Origin of the sequence: Proteus sp. G2618 (assembly GCF_009915995.1) — a bacterium.
Taxonomy (GTDB): Bacteria; Pseudomonadota; Gammaproteobacteria; order Enterobacterales; family Enterobacteriaceae; genus Proteus; species Proteus terrae.
On the sequence record NZ_JAABNI010000025.1, the window covers coordinates 1 to 19496 of the forward strand.

At 34.0% G+C, this 19496-nt stretch carries 20 protein-coding genes; 13 read left to right on the top strand and 7 right to left on the bottom strand.

Annotated features, from left to right (window positions below; genetic code table 11):
- Positions 1–23: 23 nt before the first annotated feature.
- The 3 genes from tnpA (at position 24) to drt3b (ending at position 4830) form a co-directional block, all read left to right on the top strand.
- The gene (gene tnpA, locus GWJ01_RS14870; RefSeq protein WP_161711248.1) at positions 24–479 is read left to right on the top strand and encodes an IS200/IS605 family transposase; all 456 of its coding nucleotides are present in this window, start codon (positions 24–26) and stop codon (positions 477–479) included.
- 972 nt (positions 480–1451) lie between these two features.
- Positions 1452–2798 (top strand): antiviral reverse transcriptase Drt3a, encoded by a 1347-nt coding sequence (drt3a, locus tag GWJ01_RS14875; RefSeq protein WP_161711249.1) that lies wholly within the window; start codon positions 1452–1454, stop codon positions 2796–2798.
- Positions 2791–4830, top strand: coding sequence for an antiviral reverse transcriptase Drt3b (gene drt3b, locus GWJ01_RS14880; protein WP_161711250.1), 2040 nt, complete (start codon positions 2791–2793; stop codon positions 4828–4830). The genes drt3a and drt3b overlap by 8 nt, the downstream gene beginning before the upstream one ends.
- 561 nt (positions 4831–5391) lie before the next feature.
- Here drt3b and GWJ01_RS14885 read toward each other — a convergent pair.
- Complete coding sequence (locus tag GWJ01_RS14885; protein WP_202611237.1) at positions 5392–6015, bottom strand: XRE family transcriptional regulator; 624 nt, start codon at positions 6013–6015, stop codon at positions 5392–5394.
- Positions 6016–6362: 347 nt separating this feature from the next.
- Positions 6363–6716: a hypothetical protein gene (locus tag GWJ01_RS14890; protein ID WP_109401738.1), complete on the bottom strand. Its 354-nt coding sequence runs from the start codon at positions 6714–6716 to the stop codon at positions 6363–6365.
- Between the two features lie 147 nt (positions 6717–6863).
- Here GWJ01_RS14890 and GWJ01_RS14895 point away from each other — a divergent pair, with 147 nt between their 5' ends.
- The gene (locus tag GWJ01_RS14895; protein WP_109401739.1) at positions 6864–7643 is read left to right on the top strand and encodes a nucleotidyltransferase domain-containing protein; all 780 of its coding nucleotides are present in this window, start codon (positions 6864–6866) and stop codon (positions 7641–7643) included.
- Entirely contained in the window at positions 7627–8679 is a 1053-nt protein-coding gene (locus tag GWJ01_RS14900) for a DNA polymerase beta superfamily protein (protein WP_109393961.1), read from the top strand. Before GWJ01_RS14895 ends, GWJ01_RS14900 begins: the two co-directional genes overlap by 17 nt.
- Positions 8680–8807: 128 nt before the next feature.
- Here GWJ01_RS14900 and sra read toward each other — a convergent pair whose 3' ends face one another.
- Both sra and cutA read right to left on the bottom strand, forming a co-directional pair.
- Complete coding sequence (gene sra, locus GWJ01_RS14905) at positions 8808–9041, bottom strand: stationary-phase-induced ribosome-associated protein (protein ID WP_109393960.1); 234 nt, start codon at positions 9039–9041, stop codon at positions 8808–8810.
- A gap of 390 nt (positions 9042–9431) precedes the next feature.
- Positions 9432–9740 carry a divalent-cation tolerance protein CutA gene (gene cutA / locus GWJ01_RS14910; protein ID WP_109393959.1) on the bottom strand — a complete coding sequence of 103 codons (309 nt, stop codon included), beginning with the start codon at positions 9738–9740 and terminating at the stop codon, positions 9432–9434.
- A gap of 371 nt (positions 9741–10111) precedes the next feature.
- Between cutA and GWJ01_RS14915 the strand changes: the two genes are divergently transcribed.
- From GWJ01_RS14915 to GWJ01_RS14930, 4 genes are all read left to right on the top strand, one after another.
- Positions 10112–11095: a sugar-binding transcriptional regulator gene (locus GWJ01_RS14915; RefSeq protein ID WP_109393958.1), complete on the top strand. Its 984-nt coding sequence runs from the start codon at positions 10112–10114 to the stop codon at positions 11093–11095.
- Positions 11096–11348: 253 nt separating this feature from the next.
- Positions 11349–12104, top strand: coding sequence for a molybdate ABC transporter substrate-binding protein (modA, locus tag GWJ01_RS14920; RefSeq protein WP_161711251.1), 756 nt, complete (start codon positions 11349–11351; stop codon positions 12102–12104).
- 99 nt (positions 12105–12203) lie between these two features.
- Positions 12204–12980: an ABC transporter permease gene (locus tag GWJ01_RS14925; RefSeq protein WP_109401741.1), complete on the top strand. Its 777-nt coding sequence runs from the start codon at positions 12204–12206 to the stop codon at positions 12978–12980.
- Positions 12974–13600: an ABC transporter ATP-binding protein gene (locus GWJ01_RS14930; protein ID WP_109401742.1), complete on the top strand. Its 627-nt coding sequence runs from the start codon at positions 12974–12976 to the stop codon at positions 13598–13600. The genes GWJ01_RS14925 and GWJ01_RS14930 overlap by 7 nt, the downstream gene beginning before the upstream one ends.
- 21 nt (positions 13601–13621) lie before the next feature.
- On the opposite strand, the gene GWJ01_RS14935 is transcribed toward GWJ01_RS14930, so the two are convergent.
- Positions 13622–14314, bottom strand: coding sequence for an XRE family transcriptional regulator (locus tag GWJ01_RS14935; protein WP_109401743.1), 693 nt, complete (start codon positions 14312–14314; stop codon positions 13622–13624).
- 110 nt (positions 14315–14424) lie between these two features.
- Positions 14425–14682, bottom strand: coding sequence for a hypothetical protein (locus tag GWJ01_RS14940; RefSeq protein ID WP_006532995.1), 258 nt, complete (start codon positions 14680–14682; stop codon positions 14425–14427).
- An 836-nt stretch (positions 14683–15518) separates the two neighbouring features.
- Between GWJ01_RS14940 and GWJ01_RS14945 the strand changes: the two genes are divergently transcribed.
- Entirely contained in the window at positions 15519–15926 is a 408-nt protein-coding gene (locus GWJ01_RS14945) for a DUF4878 domain-containing protein (protein ID WP_109393953.1), read from the top strand.
- Complete coding sequence (locus GWJ01_RS14950; RefSeq protein WP_109393952.1) at positions 15905–16486, top strand: YiiX/YebB-like N1pC/P60 family cysteine hydrolase; 582 nt, start codon at positions 15905–15907, stop codon at positions 16484–16486. Before GWJ01_RS14945 ends, GWJ01_RS14950 begins: the two co-directional genes overlap by 22 nt.
- A gap of 67 nt (positions 16487–16553) precedes the next feature.
- Here GWJ01_RS14950 and GWJ01_RS14955 read toward each other — a convergent pair whose 3' ends face one another.
- On the bottom strand, positions 16554–17342 hold the full coding sequence (locus GWJ01_RS14955) for a glucose 1-dehydrogenase (protein WP_161711252.1): 789 nt from the start codon (positions 17340–17342) through the stop codon (positions 16554–16556).
- Positions 17343–17594: 252 nt separating this feature from the next.
- Here GWJ01_RS14955 and GWJ01_RS14960 point away from each other — a divergent pair, with 252 nt between their 5' ends.
- Together GWJ01_RS14960 and GWJ01_RS14965 are read left to right on the top strand one after the other, a co-directional pair.
- Positions 17595–18299: an RNA ligase family protein gene (locus GWJ01_RS14960; protein WP_161711253.1), complete on the top strand. Its 705-nt coding sequence runs from the start codon at positions 17595–17597 to the stop codon at positions 18297–18299.
- Positions 18296–19432 (top strand): AAA family ATPase, encoded by a 1137-nt coding sequence (locus GWJ01_RS14965; RefSeq protein ID WP_109393949.1) that lies wholly within the window; start codon positions 18296–18298, stop codon positions 19430–19432. The genes GWJ01_RS14960 and GWJ01_RS14965 overlap by 4 nt, the downstream gene beginning before the upstream one ends.
- Positions 19433–19496 lie beyond the last annotated feature (64 nt).

Genomic DNA, 19496 nt, shown 5'->3' on the forward strand with positions numbered 1-19496 from the left:
AACTTAAATAAGGAAAGGTGTTTATGGGCATTAAAGCACAAAGCTCAGCACATACAAAGTGGCCGTGTAAATACCATATCGTCTTTTCGCCGAAATATAGACGGAAAGTGATTTTTAATAAAATTTGTTCAAGTATAGGTGAAATCCTTCGAGACCTTTGTAAATATAAAGGTGTGGAAATAATCGAAGGGCACCTTATGCCAGATCATGTTCATATGTTAGTGAGTATTCCACCGAAGATATGCGTATCAAGCTTCATGGGATATTTGAAAGATAAAAGTTCGTTGATGATCTTTGATAGACATGCCAATCTCAAATATAAATTTGGCAACAGAAAGTTTTGGGCGGAAGGGTTCTATGTCACAACAGTTGGACTCAATGAAGCCACAATTCAAAAGTATATCAGAGAGCAAGAAAAGTCGAATTTAATCTCGGATAAATTGAGCAATAAAGAATATGAAAACCCCTTCAAGGGGTAAGCCAAAGTAGCAAAGACACTGAGCTTGAACGAAGAGAAAGTAGCGTCATTTAGGCGCAGTCGGTAACAAGCCCTTATAGGGCAAGAGCAAACCACCCACTTTACGGGTGGTTATGATTTTCGGCTGAGTTTGTGCGCTTTATCCTAACGTTTGGTTTCTTTTTCTGGTTACTCAGACTTTGCGACGTCAATTATTGATTTATTAGAACGCTCGATACTCAAGCCGGTAGCCTTTCGAGAGACTTAACCCCTTCAGATCTTGTTCGATATTATTGTAAATGCTGGTAACTCCTACAGCATCACAAGCCGATAGATAATTTGTCTATCTTCTTAATCAGACTGGCAACAGTAGCGGCGATTCTGTCGAGGTTGACTCCTTCCACCAAGCTTCCGGCCAATCTTCTAGCTATGGAGTATCCTCTGACGGAAGAGTTCCTAGTGGTGTTGGGCACAATCCGCCAGATGACAAGAAGGTAAGGCAAAAGGTGATGAACAATGAAGTAAAACGAATAATGAAGACACACTATCAAAGTGTACTGCCAGCCAGAGGAAAAGGGGCAGATCTTAGCGTAGGTAAAATGAGCTGGTATAAGTACTGCACGCTACTCACGCGAAGTCGGTCAGGGGGATCTATCTTTGGCATGATGAGGTGGTTCAGGGATTTGTCCAAATCAACGGCGACCTTGGTCACTTAGGTGGCCTATTGAAGCTATGGCTGACAGATGGCATACGTACAGCTGGAAAGATCATGGACAAAATTGTTATACCGAAGAGATGAACCATAACAGGTTGATTCAGAGCAGGTAGCCACTGTTCGTCTTTTTAACGTTAAACCAAAGAAGAATCTACCGTTGGATTTATGCCAGTATATTGATTACTGTAACGAGAATGATAAAGTAGTATACAGGTATAAATCTTTATGTTTAGTTCCATATTTATTTAGTGGGCTAGGAATGGAGTAAGGTGATCGATTATGGAACAGTCTTTTTCAGTTAAAAACTTCCGGAGTATTTATGATCTTGATATAAAAAACCGAGGAGATTTAGAGCGCGAATACTTCGAAAAAGCATATACAGAAAGATTGAAAACTAGAGATTTAAAGAAGTTTAAATATCGCATTTTATCAAGATTTAAAAAAGGTGTGATAACAAAAGAACGCTATGAGAAAAGAGTAGAATTAATCCGGAAATTGTTGGAGATTAGAAAGGGTAGATACAATAGTTTTGTAAATGATGAAATTGAAAATATTTGCAATAAGGTAAATAGGAAGGGATATAATCTTCCATTATCAAAGCTACCCATTCAGATTGCTGGTAAAGATGTATTTACAATTGGGAAAAGCGTGGAGGGGGTATTCGTTACAAGGCATTTACATAATATAATAAGAAGTACTTATAATATAAAGCAATCGCATCGTAACTTAATCGTTAGTAGAGTTAAAAGTATTTGTTTGGATAAAAGTCCTAAATATATTGTTAAAGCTGACGTAAAAGATTTTTACGAAAGTATTGAGCATGATCTAATTATAAAAAAACTGCACGCATCCACAAAGCTGTCTGTATTGCCTAAGAGAATACTTACTCAGCTTCTTAGATCATATGCTAAATTGGCGGGGTGTAATAAAGGGCTTCCAAGAGGTGTTGGTTTAAGTGCCTATTTATCAGAAGTATATATGCAAGACTTGGATGATGAGCTGGTGAATAATCCGGATTTAACTTTTTATTCTCGTTACGTTGATGATTTAATATTGATATACTCCCCAGATGTTATAAAGGATAATTCTTATTATCTTCAAGTTGTAGATGAAGCTGTTGGTAGGAAGAAATTAAAATTAAATAATAAAACAAAAGAAATTGATCTGACAGTGGATAAAGCTCAAGAGTTTGAATATCTGGGGTATAGGTTTTTATTTAAAGGTAAAGATATAACGATCCGGATTAGCAGTAAAAGGGTTGATAAATACAAAGATCGTATCAATCAGGCTTTCGATAACTATTTTAAAAAGTGCAAATATAATCCTGATAAAAAAGCTGACCTTCTAATAGATAAAATTCGGTTTTTAACTGGAAATACTCGGCTTTTGCATGCCAAAAGCAAAGCGTTTACTGGCGTCTATTTTAATAACATGTATATAAATGGCATTAGTGATCTGGAAGAGATTGATAAGCATTTGAAAAATAAGTTGCTAGCAATAACAGATCAGAGATTATATAGGCGCCTGAATAAATTTTCTTTTGTTGAGGGATTTGAAAATAAAGTATTCAGAAGTTTTACTACTGCTGACTTGAAAAATATAACTAAAGGATGGAAGGATGCCTAAGAAAACATTATCGATCAATTTCCCAATTGAGAGAGTAGTCCTTTCAGACCTGCTTCCATATGAGGTTCCAATAACATTTTCGAATAGGCATTTTTATAACTTCATAGTAGATAATCAAGTTAAGTATTCGAATGATTATTTTTACTGGAAGAAAAAAGATACCGCTTTTGATAGCCTTGTTATGCTGTTGCTTGGTCTGCCTAAAAGTAAGCAGGTTCAGAACTTTGAGAAAGAAGGTATCAAGTACAGCAAAGTTAGTGCAAAGAAGATAAACCCTTTTACTATACCTTTCACATTTAATATATCACACAAAGCGGATCAGTACAGACATTTATCTTTAATCCATCCACGGTCACAAGTTTTTGCTGTAGAATTTTACAAGAACAATAAAGATTTGATCACTTATTATTGCAATAAAAGTCAGTTTAGTCTCAGGTCGGCGAAGCGAGTTGCTGGTTGTACATATGTAGATAAGAAGTCACTTATTGAGCAGTTTGATACTGATGGTGAAGTAATAGAGGTTGAAGGCGAGAATTACGAAAATTTGAAATCGTTTTTTGTATACGATAAATATAGTAGTATCTTTAATTTTTACGAATCTGATGAATATCATGATTGCGAGGGAAGGTATAGTTTTTTATCAAAGCTTGATATCTCGAATTGTTTTGATTCTATTTATACCCACTCGATAGCTTGGGCTGTATACAGTAAAGAATATGCCAAAAATAATCTTAGCCAAACTAAATCAACTTTTCCAAATGCTTTTGATAGTTTGATGCAGCAACTTAACTATAATGAGACAAATGGAATTGTAATTGGTCCTGAACTGTCTAGAATATTTGCCGAAATTATACTTCAAGCTATTGATAATGATATTGCCTCAGACTTGGAGGGAAAGAGTGTTTTCTTTGGGGTTGACTACCATATATTTAGGTATGTTGATGATTTCTTTGTTTTTTATAATGACCAAGAGGTTTTCTCTAAAATAAAGTCTTCAATTAGCCTTTGTTTGACAAAATACAAGCTTAACCTGAATAAAAGTAAAGAATACTTTTTTGATAGGCCTGTGATAACGCCTATCACAATAGCAAAAAAGAAAATTGCTGATCTTTTGTCAGATAAGCTGAAATATAATATAGAATATATAGAGGGAACTAAGGAAATTGAGAAAGCTAGTTTGTATTTCAGAAAGTCAAGTTTAATTACAGACTTTAAATCTATCCTCCATACGTCAGATGTTTTATATGGGGATATACTCAACTACACCCTTTCTATATTAGAGAAAAAAGTAAGAAAGATCTTGCTTGTTTATACTAAGGTTCCCGAAGGTGAAAATGTTGATAAACAACTTGTAAGTGCGCTAGTTAGTTTAATTGAATTTTCATTCTTCATATATTCAATGTCTCCAAAAGTTAATGGAACCATTAAGCTCTGTAGAATTATGCAGCAGATTATTCTGTTTGTTAATGATCGCACTCTGGGGATTGAATATCGTGATGTAATATTCCGTTCTATATTTAATGGCTCTTGTTCTGTATTGGAAGACATAAAGGTAGGGAATGAAACTCCAGTTGAGACATTGTACTTGCTTGTTTTAATGCGTCAGCTAGGTAAGTTCTATTGGCTTGATGAATTTTCCTTGTGCAAATATTTTGGGATTGTAAAAAACTCTGAGGGCATTAATGTTGAAAAAGATTTAAACTACTTCTCCATTGTTGTTTTGTTGTTTTATATAGAGAATAAAAAACGGTATGATTTTTTAAAAGAACCAATTGAAGAATACGTTTTGCAAAAATATGCACAAAAAAATTCGATAATAAACATTGATAGTGAAATCACACACATGACACTTGATTTGATTGCGTGTCCATATGTGAGTGATAAACTCAAAGATGAAATTTTAGAAAAAAGTAATGTCCCTAAGGCGTGTCGAAAAAAAGTTATCAGCTATTGCTCGACTTGGTTTACTAAGTGGTCGGAGTACAATTTCGCTAAAGAGCTAGACGCTAAAGTGAGTCAAGATGTATACTGAAAAAAGCGCATCGTGCGACTTAATGGCTGTTTGCAGCTCACACACCAGCGCGCATGGGTAGACATTGTCCTACGCATGGAGATGTATACTTGAGCGGTCCGCATGAGCCGCTCGGTCTCGGCAGTTCTACCAGAAGTGAGGCGAGGCGAAAGCTAAGTCGCATGGAGGGGGGCTGCCTAGACTCTCTTATATAACCTTTGCTTGTATGACACATAGCTCAGATAAACCTTCCCTCCTTGATTTTGGCTCTGATAGAAAAGAAGCTAAGGTGCACACGCTAACCCATGAAGAGATCGTTCAATTACGGCAGGACATGGCCGAATCCTCTGCTTGGGTCAGGGTAGAACTTAAACGCCGACGAGTAGCGAAAAATCAAAAAAATTCTGAGTATGGTATAGATGAAGGTATCAAGTAAAGTTACCCTTATAACTAACTGTTATTTATTGGTAATATCCACTCATTGATATTAGAGTGGGATAAAATACCGCTTATCAGCAATAGTTGATAAAGGTTAAAAAACCAAGAGCCATCAGTAAGTTACTGGTGGCTTTTTTGTATATTTTATTCATTAGTGATAGGATTATTTTTATAAATAATAAATTCAATAAAGTTTTGAATTGATATTTGTTCACTTAAAGGTAATTTAGAATAGGCTTTTCTATCGTAATTAATAGCACTTTTATCGTTCTTAGGTATTAATAATTCATAAGCATGACGACCCATTGCTTTAGCTATGGCATCAATACTTTCAGCCGTGCCACTTGCTTCACAATTAATAATGCGGTTAACCGTTGACTGTGCAAGACCTGAGTCAATGGAGAGTTTAACTGTTGATTTTATTCCATCGTTTAACATGAATGTTGTGACGTTATCTGAGAGTATTTTGCTAATTTCTGTCGGAATGTATTCTTCTTTTTCTGATCCAGCATGACCTTCTTTCAAATGATCTACATCCATCCAATATTTACTAATTTTAGTCACGTATTCAATTTTTCGTGACATGGGATCGGTAAGTTCACGATGGCTTTTTAAATCTTTTGATGATAGATAACGAGAAATCATGCTTGGTGCCACACCTAATGCATCAGCAAGTCTTTTTTGTTTACCTTTATAATGATGTTCAAGAATATAAATTAAATTGTTTTTTCTGATTTCTGCAATACTTCTTATATCATCTGTGTTCATAGAAAACCCCAATAGATAAAAAATCATAAATAGATATTATATGGGGTAACATTACCATTTTAGCTATTTTTATCTATTGTGTTTTGAATGAACCGTGATTAAATTCATTAGCATGAATTCTTATTCCTAATAACCTTCCTTAATTCTTTTTTTATATCCTCTTCAAACCATGTACTATTATCAATAATAACTATACCTTCAGTTTTATCCGCTAAAATAATTTCTGTGTTAATATCTCTCTTATTTAATAATATCTGTATATGTTGTAAATAGCGGCGTTTACCAGTAAACCAATTTCTATTAATGGTGAGTAAATTAATGGTATCGGTATATTCGTATCCTAACCATTATTTTAAATTAAGTAATGCGATTTTGTTTTCCTTAGAAAAGGTAGGGCGAAGAAGATAAAACTGACTGCCAGCAGCTTTGGCATCGTAGATATCTTGCAGAAAATCCTCGACACTTTCCCCACTGCCAACGATATTAATTTTACCCGTAAAGGTATTCACTAAATAAGCATTTACACCAATATAACAATGCTCTAGTTGATTATAAATAACATAACGCTCAGAGTTACAACGGATTATCCAAAAGTCTTGCTTAGGCGATAACTCACAAAAATAAATAGCAAACCGCTCACCACAAGGTGATGAATGGCAGTGATTAAGAACGATATCTTGTGCTTGTTGTGAGGTTATCATTTTAATTTATAAATCACCTAATTACACATGGGTAAAATGAGAATTTGACTAAGTTTGTCTTGGCTTATGTCTGTGTTATAACCATAGAATATTAGCGTTGAGATGTAAATTAGTGAAAAAAGTCACAAATAAGGAGATAAGGACATCATGCATAATGAGATATTAAAAAAATTACCGCAAATAGAACAAGAGCATCAAGTTAAATTACTTTATGTTGCGGAAAGCGGTAGCCGAGCTTGGGGATTTGCCTCAACAGACAGTGATTATGACGTGAGAGGTATTTTTATACGTCCTCGCAATGCCTATCTTTCTATCGATAAACCTAAAGAAACCTTTGAATGGATAGAAAACAGTTGGTTTGATGTTGGTGCTTGGGATATTACCAAAGCATTGCATTTATTACGTAAATCGAACTGTATATTATTAGAGTGGCTCCAATCACCGATAATTTATCAACAATATCCTAATGTCCAAAAAGAGTTATTTGAGCTTGCAAAACTCTATTTTCAGCCTAAGGTGATTGTTCATCATTACCGAGGAATTGCTAAAGTTGTGAGCGGAAATTCTTCTGAAAATAATGCAAAAAATGAAATTAGCGCAGAACCAATAAAGTTAAAAAAATGGTTTTATATGCTACGTTCTCTTTTATCTGCTTATTGGACAGTAAAAACAAGTGATATTCCACCAATGGAATTGGATAAGCTGATAAAGATTTTAACTGTTGAAGAACAAAAAGCCATCAAAGAGCTAGTAGAATTTAAATCAGATAAAGATGAGCATTTTACTTGGATCCCAACAGATGCGATGCAATATTTAGTGATTTCTTTATGGCAAGAGACAAATGTTCAATTGGTAAAAAGAACAGTGCCAGATAATGATATTTTAAATAATTGGTTTAGGAAAAAATTAGATGAAACTGACCATTGAAGATATAAAACCTTACCTTTTATTTGAAAGTATCGCTGGAAGTCGTTCTCATAACCTTGCGACGGAAACATCAGATACGGATATTAAAGGCATATTTTATCTTCCTAAAGATCTTTTTTATGGGTTGGAATACACGCCACAAGTCAGCAATGAAACCAATGATATCGTTTATTATGAACTAGGACGATTTATAGAACTATTGTGTGCATCTAATCCTAATATCTTAGAACTACTTAATTCACCTGAAGATATGGTTATTTATCGGCATCCTTTAATGTCATTAATAAAACCAGAATGGTTTCTATCTAAAACTTGCGTTCAAACATTTGTGCACTATGCACAGGGTCAGATTAAAAAAGCGCAAGGGTTAAACAAAAAAATCGTCAATCCGGTCGAAAAAAAATTAAAAACTATTCTCGACTTTTGTTATGTGATTGAAGACGGAAAAACAATTTTAATCAATACTTGGTTAGAGAATCGACATTGGAAACAAGAACATATTGGATTAACAAAACTTGCCCATGCTCAAGATATTTATGCAATTTATTATGATGATAAAGCGACTTATCAAGGAATAATAAAAAAAGAAAGTGCTAATGATGTATTGCTAAGTAGTATTTCTAAAATAGCAAAACTAGAAGGTTATCTTAGTTTTAATAAAGAAGGTTATAGCGCATATCGAAAACAATATCATGAATATTGGCAGTGGGTTGAGCAACGTAATAATGTTCGTTACCAACAAAATATCGATCATGGGCGAAGTTACGACAGTAAAAATATGATGCATACCTTTAGATTACTCTATATTGCATTAGGGATCGCACAAGAAGGAAAAGTGAAGGTTTGGTGTGATAACCGAGATGAGTTATTAGCAATTAAAGCTGGTCAGTTTAGCTATGATGAATTATTAGAACGTAGTAAAACTCTTATCAAGAATATTGAGAATGCATTTCAACTAAGCACATTGCCTGATGAAATTGAGCCTTCAATCGCAGAAGTTGTACTTATAAATATAAGAAAAGAGCTTTATAAATAGTGGAAAAATAAACTAGCCTAGAATACTAATATCCCTTACGTAATGTAAGGGATATGCTATTTTTAATATTTTAAGTATATAAACTGAATACAAAAATATTTATCAAATAGTGTTGACGTATAACTATATTAATTGGTTGCAAGATACTCTGGATAAGCATCTACTAACTTCATATAGACACGTTTGTGCTCTGCTTTCTTTCTGAAATCCTGTTTTAAACAGACTTTAGCTGCGTTTTTTAACTCAGCAGGTATATTTTCAGCGTTTGTAGAGGCAATAATGGAAAAACGCACTTTCCTTTTAGACCGACTTAAATTATAAGGTAAACCTAAAATACGTCTTGCGACTCTGTTTGTTTTCACAACTCACTCCTTTTTGCATTTAATTTAGAGAAAGCCTGTTTATTATAACAGAAAATAAAAAGAATAAGATGTTGGTAAGTTTATTAATTTAGCATTAAAAGCTATTTAGCCTATATATATTTAAAATATACTCATGCCAACAAAATTAATAATCTTCGGTTTATTATTTAATTAACCATCTGTATTATTATTGGCTGAAATCAAAATTATTTTTATTGTAAAGTATATTTAAAATACCTGTATTATTTTAAATAAGAAATTTAATTTAACATTTACAAAGAGTTATTTGTCTAATAATTGAGATGATATAAGATAATTTTATTTACAACTTATTATCATTTTTTTGAAAAAATATTAGAAAAGAGGTCTCACTAGAAATTTAACATTGTTTTAATTCAAGGATGTCTGGATCCAATTAATATAACCTTTAAAACCATTTTCAATCGGTACTATAATTACTTCAGGAGTATCGTAAGGATGTATTTCGACAAGAGTATCAATTAAGTTTTGCTGTTTGCTCTTTTCAGATTTTATCATCATAAGTATTTCATTATCTTCAATAATTTCATTATTCCAATGATAAATAGATTTGACTTGAGGGATTAAACTTACACAAGCGGCAAGTTTCGCATTGATGAGGTAGTGAGCAATTTCATTAGCGATTTTTTCATTTGGTGCCGTGGAGTATGCAATTATCATTATTTTTCCTGTTAAAATTAATTTGATTTTTCATAGCAACAATAAGGATTGGGTGATTTTAATTTTATCAAAATAAAACTTTTTAAAACTTAAAGCTAATATTTTTATTTTTAGCAAAATAAAACAGCATTTTCAAAAAAAACTTTCTCGATATGAACTGTTTACGGCATTATTAAGGGCTTTTTACGTATTATAAGGTTCTTGTAGTAAAGAAAAATATCAGGGTGCCGATATTATTAGTAGATTAATGAAATGTATCTATTTGTGTTATAAGGCTTAATTTTGCCAAAGACATTTTTATCTTCAATAATATCTCTAATATAAAATAAATTAATTAGTCATAAGATTTATAAAAATTTGTGGGGTTTAAAATGGATAATAATTCGCTAAAAAACGCGAGTTTATTTGATAATGATCCCGTTCTCTATGCTGCATGGCTTTACTATCAGGACGGACTCAGCCAAAGTGAAGTTGCAAATATAATGGGTGTTTCTCGTGTCACTGTAGTGAAATATTTGCATCTAGCTAGAGAAAAAGGATTCGTAAATATTAACTTGGATTCATCAGTATTTTCTACGATTGATTATGCCATAAGAATAAAAGCAAAATTCGATCTTAATAATGTGCTTATTTTACCTGATGAAGAAAAGAATAAATCGCAACATACTTTAAATATGAACAGAGAAAGATTAGCGAAAGCAGGAGCGATGTATCTTTCTCAGATAATTAATGACGATGATATTTTAGGTGTTGCTTGGGGACGAACAATTTATAAATTGGGTAATTATCTTCCACCCAAGTCATTAAAAAATATTACAGTACTACAAATGATAGGTGCAGTGGCACCACAGCCGGATTTTAAAACAACAGAAGCAGCCGCGTTAATCGCAAACAAGTTATCAGGCTGCAGTATTAATTTACATGTACCTGCGGTGGTATCTAGTGCACGCCTAGCAATGGAACTTCAAGCGGAGCCTATTATTAGGCGTAATTTTTCAGCACTAAATCAGTGTAATAAAGCTCTGTTTGTTGTGGGTAATACATGTGATGACAATCCTCTGATTACAACAGGGGTTTTAACGAGCAGTGAAATGGCTCAATATCGCGATTTGGGTGCTGTGGGTGTAATTTGTGGGCGTTTTTATGATGCGCAAGGCAATCCTTTAGTTTCTGATATTGATCTTAGGATTATGGGCATAAGCCTTGCTCAGTTAAGACAAATAGCACAGCGACTTTTTATTGCAGGTGGCGTGGAAAATATTCAAGCAACAATAGGGGCGATAAAAGGAGGTTACGCCACTGATATTGTGATTGATGAAGTGACAGCATTGGCATTATTAGAGCTAGATAATTAGCAATAAAATCCTCGTGAAAGCGAGGATTTGTCGGCAAACCGCTAGTTTAATATCTACTTATCTCTGATAAAAATAAAATATTTGAAGCATTTATTTTGAGTAGTTTCTTTTGTAAAGCTTACACATAAAGAAAAAGATAAAAATGATAAGTTGTTAACATTTTTCTTTTTTTTTATATGGGTCTCTTGCCTTAAACAGTTATATCATTCATTATATAAAAAATTATATAGCGATAATTAGGGTCTCCACTTTTATGAAATGCCAATTGCTTGCTGGTTTAGGACTAGCATTAGGATTAATTTGTCATAATACATTTGCAGCCAAGCTTCATCTTTATGCTGGAGCTGGGTTAAAACAACCCGTAGAGCAAGTTGTAAGTGTATTTGAAAAAGAGACAGGAAATAAAGTCACTATTGAATATGGCGGTTCAGGTCAAATATTAACACGCTTTAATTTAACTAAGCAGGGGGATTTATTCTTTCCTGGTTCACAAGATTATGTTGAAAAGTTAGATAAAGAAGGACAAGTCGTTAATCAGTATTCTATTGTTCGTCATATTCCAGTTATTGCTGTGCGTAAAGATAAAGCGGGTGATATTAAAACACTAGAAGATCTTGCTAATAGCTCATTAAAACTAGGAATGGGTGATGCTAAAGCTATCGCACTAGGAAAAAGTGGCGAGCAACTCATTGATGCGTCAGGTCAAGGTGATAAATTACGTAATAAGGTTGTTGTGCGCACAGCAACGATTAAACAATTGCTTATATATTTATTAAATGGGGAAGTGGATGCCGCCATTATTGGATATGCAGATGCAATGAAAAACCAAGATAAACTTGTTTTACTTCCAGTTCCTGAAGGCAGTCCAGAAGAAGTGGCAACACTTGCTGTTTTAAAAACATCAGCAAGCCCAAAAGAAGCACAATTACTTGCTGATTATTTTACGCGTGCTGAAGGGATAAAGGCTTTTACTGATTATGGTTTTCTTCCTGTAATTTTGAAACCATAGATTTTTTCTCACATAAATTGTGTTTTTTCGCCACCAACTCACTGGTGGCTTTTTTCATTATTACAGCAAAATAAATATCTATCTTAAAAAGGAAATAACGTGTTTCGATGGGCATTAATTCCACTTTTTTTGTTGTTATTTCTGATCTTAGGATCGCTAATTGCACTAATATGCCAGCTTTCTTATGTTGAATTGAGGCAAGTTATTACTGATCCTGAATTCCATTTTGCTATTGGTATGTCACTTAGTACAGCGTTAACTTCTTTATGTCTGGCTATTATCCTAGGTGTGCCAGCAGCATGGGCGATGGCAAGAATTCCTTTTAAAGGACATCGTTTTATTGATGCATTATTAGATTTACCCTTGGTGACTCCTCCATTAGTTATCGGTATCGGATTATTATTATTGTTAGGAAATCAAGGGCCTTTAACAGGAGTTTTCCCTGAATTATCTCGCTCTCTCTTTTCACCATTGGGTATTATTATTGCCCAAACTTATGTCGCTAGCGCGATTATTATGAGAAATAGTCTCTCTGCTTTTAAATCTGTTGATCCTGCTTATATTCAAACTGCACAAAATCTAGGATTAACGCCAACAAAAACATTTTTCCTGATTGAGATCCCTCTATGTTGGCCAGCTTTAATGAGTGGAAGTATCATTGCATTTTCTAGAGCTTTAGGTGAATTTGGCGCTACATTAATGTTAGCTGGTGCAACAAGATTAAAAACAGAAACGTTACCTATGGCAATTTATTTAAATATCGCCAGCGGAGACTTCACTCTGGCAATAGGTTGTGCACTTGTTCTTATCGCTATCGCGATTACTTTACTATTTGCGTTACATCGTTTGCAGCGAGAAAGGAAAAGATCATGCTAGAAATTCGTTCATTAACAACGGGTATATTAAAAGATGTTTCGCTGAACGTAGAGAAAGGAACATGCTTAGGAATAAGTGGTACATCTGGAAGTGGTAAAACAACGCTTTTAAATGCGATTGCTGGATATACATCATACTCTGGTGATATCTATCTTGCAGATAAAAATATAAATAAACAACCAGTGTGGTTACGTTCTTGTCGATATTTAAATCAACGGCTTTATTTATTTCCGTTTATGACGGTGACACAAAATTTATGGCTAGCACAATATGGTGCAAAACAGAAACGAAGCAAGGAGAGAGAAACGGCGATATTAGAACAAATGGGAATTGCGCATCTCGCGGCACGTTATCCTCATCAAATATCAGGAGGGGAGCAACAACGCGTCGCATTGGCTAGAGCTCTTATTAGCCAACCCAAACTTTTACTACTGGATGAACCTTTTTCGAGTTTGGATTGGGAAACACGTTATCAGCTTTGGGATTTAATTGTTTCCTTAAAATCTAAGGAAATAACGATGATCATGGTTACTCATGAGCCTCGTGAAATCAGAGCACTAGCAGATAAAACGGTTTTATTATCTAAAGGACAAGTTGTTATTGAAAATTCTATACTATGAAATTATTGCCTTGCTTATTGATTACCATGCCATTACTGACCAATGGATAATACGGCCCATAATTTTTACAGAATCAGTTTCCGCAGATTCATCAGGAAACTCGTCTTTATTATAGCTACGTATAATCAATTTACCGCCCGGTTGACGGTAGAGCAGCTTTATTCTAAATAAGGCATCTTGTTCGATAGCATAAATGCCACCATCAACAATGCGTGTGTTACCTGTATCAACCGTAACTGTTGAGCCATTTGGAATAACAGGTGACATACTATCGCCATAAACAGAAAAGCAAATAACGTTCTGAGAAGATGCGCCATAACGGCGTAATGTGCTTTTTGAAAATCTCAATTTATATCCATTATGATCTTCGTTAGTACAACAACCGTCACCCGCTGCGAGTTCGATACTTTTAAAATAGGGAATTTCCACTTCATCAGTACCTAAAGGGGTATTACTGTCCCATTCACTTACTGGTTGCCATTCATCCTCTGGTGGAATTTCAGAATTCACATTGGGTTGTTCTTTACCTTCGAGTAGCCAAGCTAAATCACAATTTAATGCTTTTGCTAATTCAGGTAAAAAACGGGGACGTTTAGTTTTACCACTTTCTAGCTGTTCTATGGATTGCTGCGTTGTGCTTGCTAAAGTAGCAAGTTCTGATTGTGTTAAACCTAACGCAATGCGTTTATCTTTGGTACGTTTCGCAATAGACATTAGTGACTCCTAATACGTGTCCTTACATATTCAAGTACAAAGAGTATATCGTAAAAAGAAAACAAATTAAATTGTATTTTATCTTAATCATAAAATTAAGAATAAATTAATTACTTAATTTTGAAAACATCGTCTGCACTATCTGGTGGGGTGAGATAAGGGTTTTCATCAGTAACTTCAGGATCTCTCAAGACTTCTCCACAGAAAATAATAAGGTCCGGTCTTTTTTGTTTTAAGTAGTTAAGCCGTGTTGTGCATTCGTCTTTAGTATAAATTGTTTCTGTAACAGGAACTGCATCACAAGAATCATTTCCACATGGACTTACCAACAACACATAACCGACCAGCATGAGCTGTGAAGTAAACATAAAATATCCTTTTAACTATTCATGTTTGGTCATCAAAATCAGACCGCTAGATTACCTATTTGTTGATAAAAAAGCAGTTTCTATTTGTCTTAAATAGCATTAATGATGCAAAAAGGTGTATGTGATCACAATTTTTCTAGTGTTTGTTTGTATTTTTTTGCAATGTGTTATAGGCGAAAGACCCAAATATTAGGCAATAACATGCTATGATATATTGTGAAAACAAATAGAATTGTTTTTTAGTCTGTTTGGTTGTTGTAATATTGTTATTTGTAATATTAAATTGATATTCTCTATGAAATATTAATTTAAATGATGTTTGTTAATTAGATAAATTAAGATGAAATACATTATATTTAGTAAAAATTAAAGTGGTTACAGCAATAAATAGAGAATAATTTTATTTTAAGGTTATTACAAAAATAATAAAATTTATTCTTATTAACACTTGCTCTTAATTATATTCATTAAAATGAAAGTAAAAAGTCAAAAAGTAGAGATGAATTCTTTATTATCTATTGATTATAAAGGATAAAAAATAAATTACTTTCATTGTGTAACTAGTAAGTTCTCTGTGATAAATAGAGTTACTCTTTTTATAATATGTTGCAAAACTAATTAAACTTCATTTAATCGTCCCTCACAAATAGTGAGTGATATAAAAATATGCCGAAATCTATTTTTATCACGTATAATTTATCGATAAGAAAGGCGAAGTTAGCTCTCTTTATTAAATTAATTTTAAATAATGTATTTGCTACCTTATATTCTAATATGGAAAATATTTTATATAAGATTTTTTTGGCCAAAATAACTTTTTATGATGATGGTGAATTATGTTAAAGAAAATTGTAGGTTCTCTGTTTTTAATATTTACAGTCATGGCATTATCAGCTTGTGGTGATAAAACGGATGATCCAGGGCAGGCAGCAGTTGCATTTGTTGAAGCAGTTGCTGAAGGGAATGGGGATAAAGTCATTTCATTAATTCACTTAGGTGATATGGAAGGAGATCCAAGAGCTGAACAATTTAATAGCAAATTTAAAATGATTGTAGAAGAGACTGGAAAACAAGTTAAAAAGCAAGGTGGCTTGAGTAAAGTTGAAGTTATCAGTATTGAATACAGTGAAGATAAAAATAGTGCAATTGTGACATTAAAAACTGTATTAAAAGATGGTGTGGAAAAAAATCAAGCACAAGAGATGATTAATGTCGATGGTAAATGGAAAGTTGCCATCAAGTGATTGTTCGCACTTTTAATATTTTCGCTTTATTCTTAGTGGGTGCATTTTATGCACTCGCTTTGCCTCATGACTTAAAGAACGGTGATTTGGTTTTTCGGGATGGGGATGAAGTTATTAGTGAGATAATTAAACAAGTTGATAAAAGCGGGTTTAGCCACGTAGGTATGCTGTGGATCTCTGATAACGGCATTCAAGTGATCCATTCAACACCCAGTGAACATAATAATATAAAAGATGGTGTTACTGTGGATAGTCTTGAATTTTTCATTACTCGAGCAAAGCTTAATTCAGTTCGTTTTTACCAAGTAAAAGGAAGTAAAGAAGCAAGAGAGATTGCAGTGCAAACTGCATTAGAACGAGTGGGTGAAAATTTTAGTATTTACCCGAAGCAAGGTGTTTATTGTACAGAATTAGTTGCTGATGCGTGGCTAAAGGCGGGAGTATCTATTTCAACAGGAACTCAAAAATTAGATATGCCATTTATTTCAGATATTTCTTTTATTCTTCCTGAAAATTTAATCAACTCTGAAAATGTTTTTATTTATTTAGAAAAAGAATAAATCATCACACCCCCACTTCTTAGTCATTTTAATAACCAAAAAGTGGGTGTTTTATTACTCGTTAGTCTTAACCCTTACCGCCTTGAAAAGAAGAGTAAAGGGTCATTCCACCATCAATAAAAATGGTCTGTCCTGTAATATAGGTTGATTGTTCTGATGCTAACCATGCGGCAACGTTAGCAACCATTTCTGGTTCAGCTGCATATCTCATCGGGATCATATTTTCTAATTCTTCACGAAGAGTATCGTCTTGCATTTTTTCTTGATTGATAGGCGTATTTATTGCTCCTGGGCCAATCGAATTAATTCTAATGCCGTGGCTTGCATATTCAAGAGCAAGAGATTGAGTCAGCATTCTTACACCACCTTTACTTGCGGCATAACTTGCAAATGTTGGCCAAGGGATAATCTCATGAACAGACGACATATTAATGATATTGCCTTGAATGTTATTTTCTACAAAATATTTTAATGCAGAGCGGGCAGTGAGAAAATAGCTTGTTAAATTTACATCGATAATTTTACGCCAGTCAGCTAAATCAACAGCGTGAGAAGGTGTTTGTGTTTCAATACCTGCGTTATTAATAAGAAGATCTAGCTTACCAAAATGGTTTATAGCGCAATAAATAAGATTATGAGCAATATCCTCGTTACTAATGTCACCCCCAAAAATAATTGCTTTACCTGAATTTAATTTATTTAAATTAGTTGCAAGGCATTGGGCCTCTTTTTCATTAGAATGATAATTAATTACGACATTCATTCCTTCAGCGATTAATCGAGATACAACAGCAGCACCAATACCTCTTGATGAACCTGTAACAACAGCTACTTTTCCTTGGAGATCGTTGTACATGTTTCCTCCGATATTTGATGTTAAAATTAGGCAAAAAAGTAATATAAGAGATAAAAAAGTTATTTATCTAGCACTCTATTCAGCTTGAGGTTAATATAACCATCTCCTTATTTTCTCTCTCTCTTTATTGTAGGTTGTTATTATGTAATACGCATTAAGGCACTGAAGGAATAGTGCAAATACAGAAAAATTGACTTACCGAATTTCTCTTTAAATTTGGTAGACCTTCTGTTACTTAATGAGTATTAAATCATGAATAATCAATCACAAAAATATGATAGAACCTATCACTATCCTTTTTCACCAGGCACAACAAATGACGATCGTATAAATGCGCAATGGTGGCAGGATATTTGCCAAATAAAACAACTTATCCATACAGAAAAACTGGATGGAGAAAATAATTGCCTAAATAAATGGGGGGTTTTTGCTCGCTCGCATGCAGCCCCGACTCAATCAGCGTGGACATCTCAATTACGTCAACGTTGGCAAATGATGAAAAACGATTTAGGTGAGTTAGATATTTTCGGTGAAAATCTATATGCCATTCATTCTATTGAATATACACACTTAGAAGAATATTTTTATGTGTTTGCAGTTCGTTATAAAGATAAATGGCTAAGTTGGGAAGAAGTGCAGTTTTATGCTTCTCTCTTTGATCTGCCAATAGTACCAGAAATTAAACTGCCTGAATGTCAGGATAAAACTGATTTTGAAAATATGATTGTTTCACAAGCCCAACAGGCAAGTTTTTTTGAATCACAAGATGTTTTAACGCAAAAACCAAGCCCAATGGAGGGTATTGTTACACGAGATGCTCAGTCGTTTTCTTTAGATGATTTTTCACATCGTGTTTTTAAATATGTTAGAAAAGACCATGTTAAAACAGATGTTCATTGGAAAAAAAATTGGCGACGAGCCCCTTTAATTTGGGAAAAAACACAGGAGCCTCAATGATGCTTCATAAGAAATTACATACTGAAATGTCATGGGAACACCTCTGTGAACTGTATGATGAAATTAGTGATATGGCAGGTGTTATGCAGGATCCTATTCATCATGCAGAAGGTGATGTGGCGATACATACACAAAGAGTAATCAATTCAGTTAAATCATTGCCAGAATATGAAACGTTAACTGAAAGAGAACAGCAAATTTTATGGATCTCGGCACTTCTTCATGATGTAGAAAAGCGTTCTACAACACGAGAAGAAGAGGGACGAATTGTTTCACCGGGTCATGCACGTAAAGGTGAATTGACAACGCGTCTTTTTCTATATGAAAAAGTGCCTTTAAATTTTGCAGATAGAGAGCAGATCGCGGCTTTAGTTCGTTTTCACGGATTACCGCTATGGGTGATGGATAAACCTGATCCTAAAAAAGCGCTGCTTGCTGCATCATTAAGAGTAGATTGTTATTTATTGGCATTATTGGCTAAAGCTGATGTTTTAGGGCGAGATTGTGAAGATAAGAAGGCACTTTTTGATAAAATTGCGCTATTTACACTTTATTGCGAAGAGTTAAATTGTTGGCGTAGAGTCGCTCCATTTACTTCAGATGATGCTCGTTTTCACTATTTTTATACAGAGAATAGTACTGATTGCAATTATGAGCCTTATCCGGAAAAAGGAAGTGAGGTTACGGTGTTATGTGGATTACCGGGTATGGGAAAAGATACCTTTATTCGCCAACATTGTGCTGATATTCCGATTGTGAGTTTAGATGATCTCCGTCGCCAGCATAATATTAAACCTGATAATAGAGATGCTAATGGTTGGATAGCTCAGCAAGCAAAAGAACAAGCCCGTATTTATTTACGAGAGCATAAACCTTTTGTTTGGAATGCCACCAATATTACGCGAAAAATGCGAGATCAGCTTATCTCTTTATTTTATCGCTATAATGCTAAAGTCACCTTGGTTTATATTGAAGTTCCTTATGCGCAATGGCAGAGGCAAAATAATGCACGAAATGAAGCTGTGCCAGTTAAAGTAATGGAACGCATGTTGAGTAAATTGGAAGTACCCACACCAGAAGAAGCGCATAAAGTGATTTATTGGATTGAAGGGCAATCTCAGACCATACTTTAATAATTTGATTAATTTCAGTGAAATGACAAGTAGGTTATAAAAATAAAGTGAGGGTTACTTATAA

Coding starts and splice junctions, on each gene's coding strand:
- tnpA (WP_161711248.1), top strand. CDS start 24: ATGGGCATTAAAGCACAAAGCTCAGCACATACAAAGTGGCCGTGTAAA.
- GWJ01_RS14890 (WP_109401738.1), bottom strand. CDS start 6,716: ATGATAACCTCACAACAAGCACAAGATATCGTTCTTAATCACTGCCAT.
- cutA (WP_109393959.1), bottom strand. CDS start 9,740: ATGATAATTGCATACTCCACGGCACCAAATGAAAAAATCGCTAATGAA.
- GWJ01_RS14955 (WP_161711252.1), bottom strand. CDS start 17,342: ATGTACAACGATCTCCAAGGAAAAGTAGCTGTTGTTACAGGTTCATCA.
- GWJ01_RS14915 (WP_109393958.1), top strand. CDS start 10,112: ATGGATAATAATTCGCTAAAAAACGCGAGTTTATTTGATAATGATCCC.
- GWJ01_RS14945 (WP_109393953.1), top strand. CDS start 15,519: ATGTTAAAGAAAATTGTAGGTTCTCTGTTTTTAATATTTACAGTCATG.
- GWJ01_RS14900 (WP_109393961.1), top strand. CDS start 7,627: ATGAAACTGACCATTGAAGATATAAAACCTTACCTTTTATTTGAAAGT.
- GWJ01_RS14885 (WP_202611237.1), bottom strand. CDS start 6,015: ATGAACACAGATGATATAAGAAGTATTGCAGAAATCAGAAAAAACAAT.
- GWJ01_RS14940 (WP_006532995.1), bottom strand. CDS start 14,682: ATGTTTACTTCACAGCTCATGCTGGTCGGTTATGTGTTGTTGGTAAGT.
- drt3a (WP_161711249.1), top strand. CDS start 1,452: ATGGAACAGTCTTTTTCAGTTAAAAACTTCCGGAGTATTTATGATCTT.
- GWJ01_RS14960 (WP_161711253.1), top strand. CDS start 17,595: ATGAATAATCAATCACAAAAATATGATAGAACCTATCACTATCCTTTT.
- GWJ01_RS14950 (WP_109393952.1), top strand. CDS start 15,905: ATGGAAAGTTGCCATCAAGTGATTGTTCGCACTTTTAATATTTTCGCT.
- GWJ01_RS14895 (WP_109401739.1), top strand. CDS start 6,864: ATGCATAATGAGATATTAAAAAAATTACCGCAAATAGAACAAGAGCAT.
- GWJ01_RS14965 (WP_109393949.1), top strand. CDS start 18,296: ATGATGCTTCATAAGAAATTACATACTGAAATGTCATGGGAACACCTC.
- modA (WP_161711251.1), top strand. CDS start 11,349: ATGAAATGCCAATTGCTTGCTGGTTTAGGACTAGCATTAGGATTAATT.
- GWJ01_RS14935 (WP_109401743.1), bottom strand. CDS start 14,314: ATGTCTATTGCGAAACGTACCAAAGATAAACGCATTGCGTTAGGTTTA.
- GWJ01_RS14930 (WP_109401742.1), top strand. CDS start 12,974: ATGCTAGAAATTCGTTCATTAACAACGGGTATATTAAAAGATGTTTCG.
- drt3b (WP_161711250.1), top strand. CDS start 2,791: ATGCCTAAGAAAACATTATCGATCAATTTCCCAATTGAGAGAGTAGTC.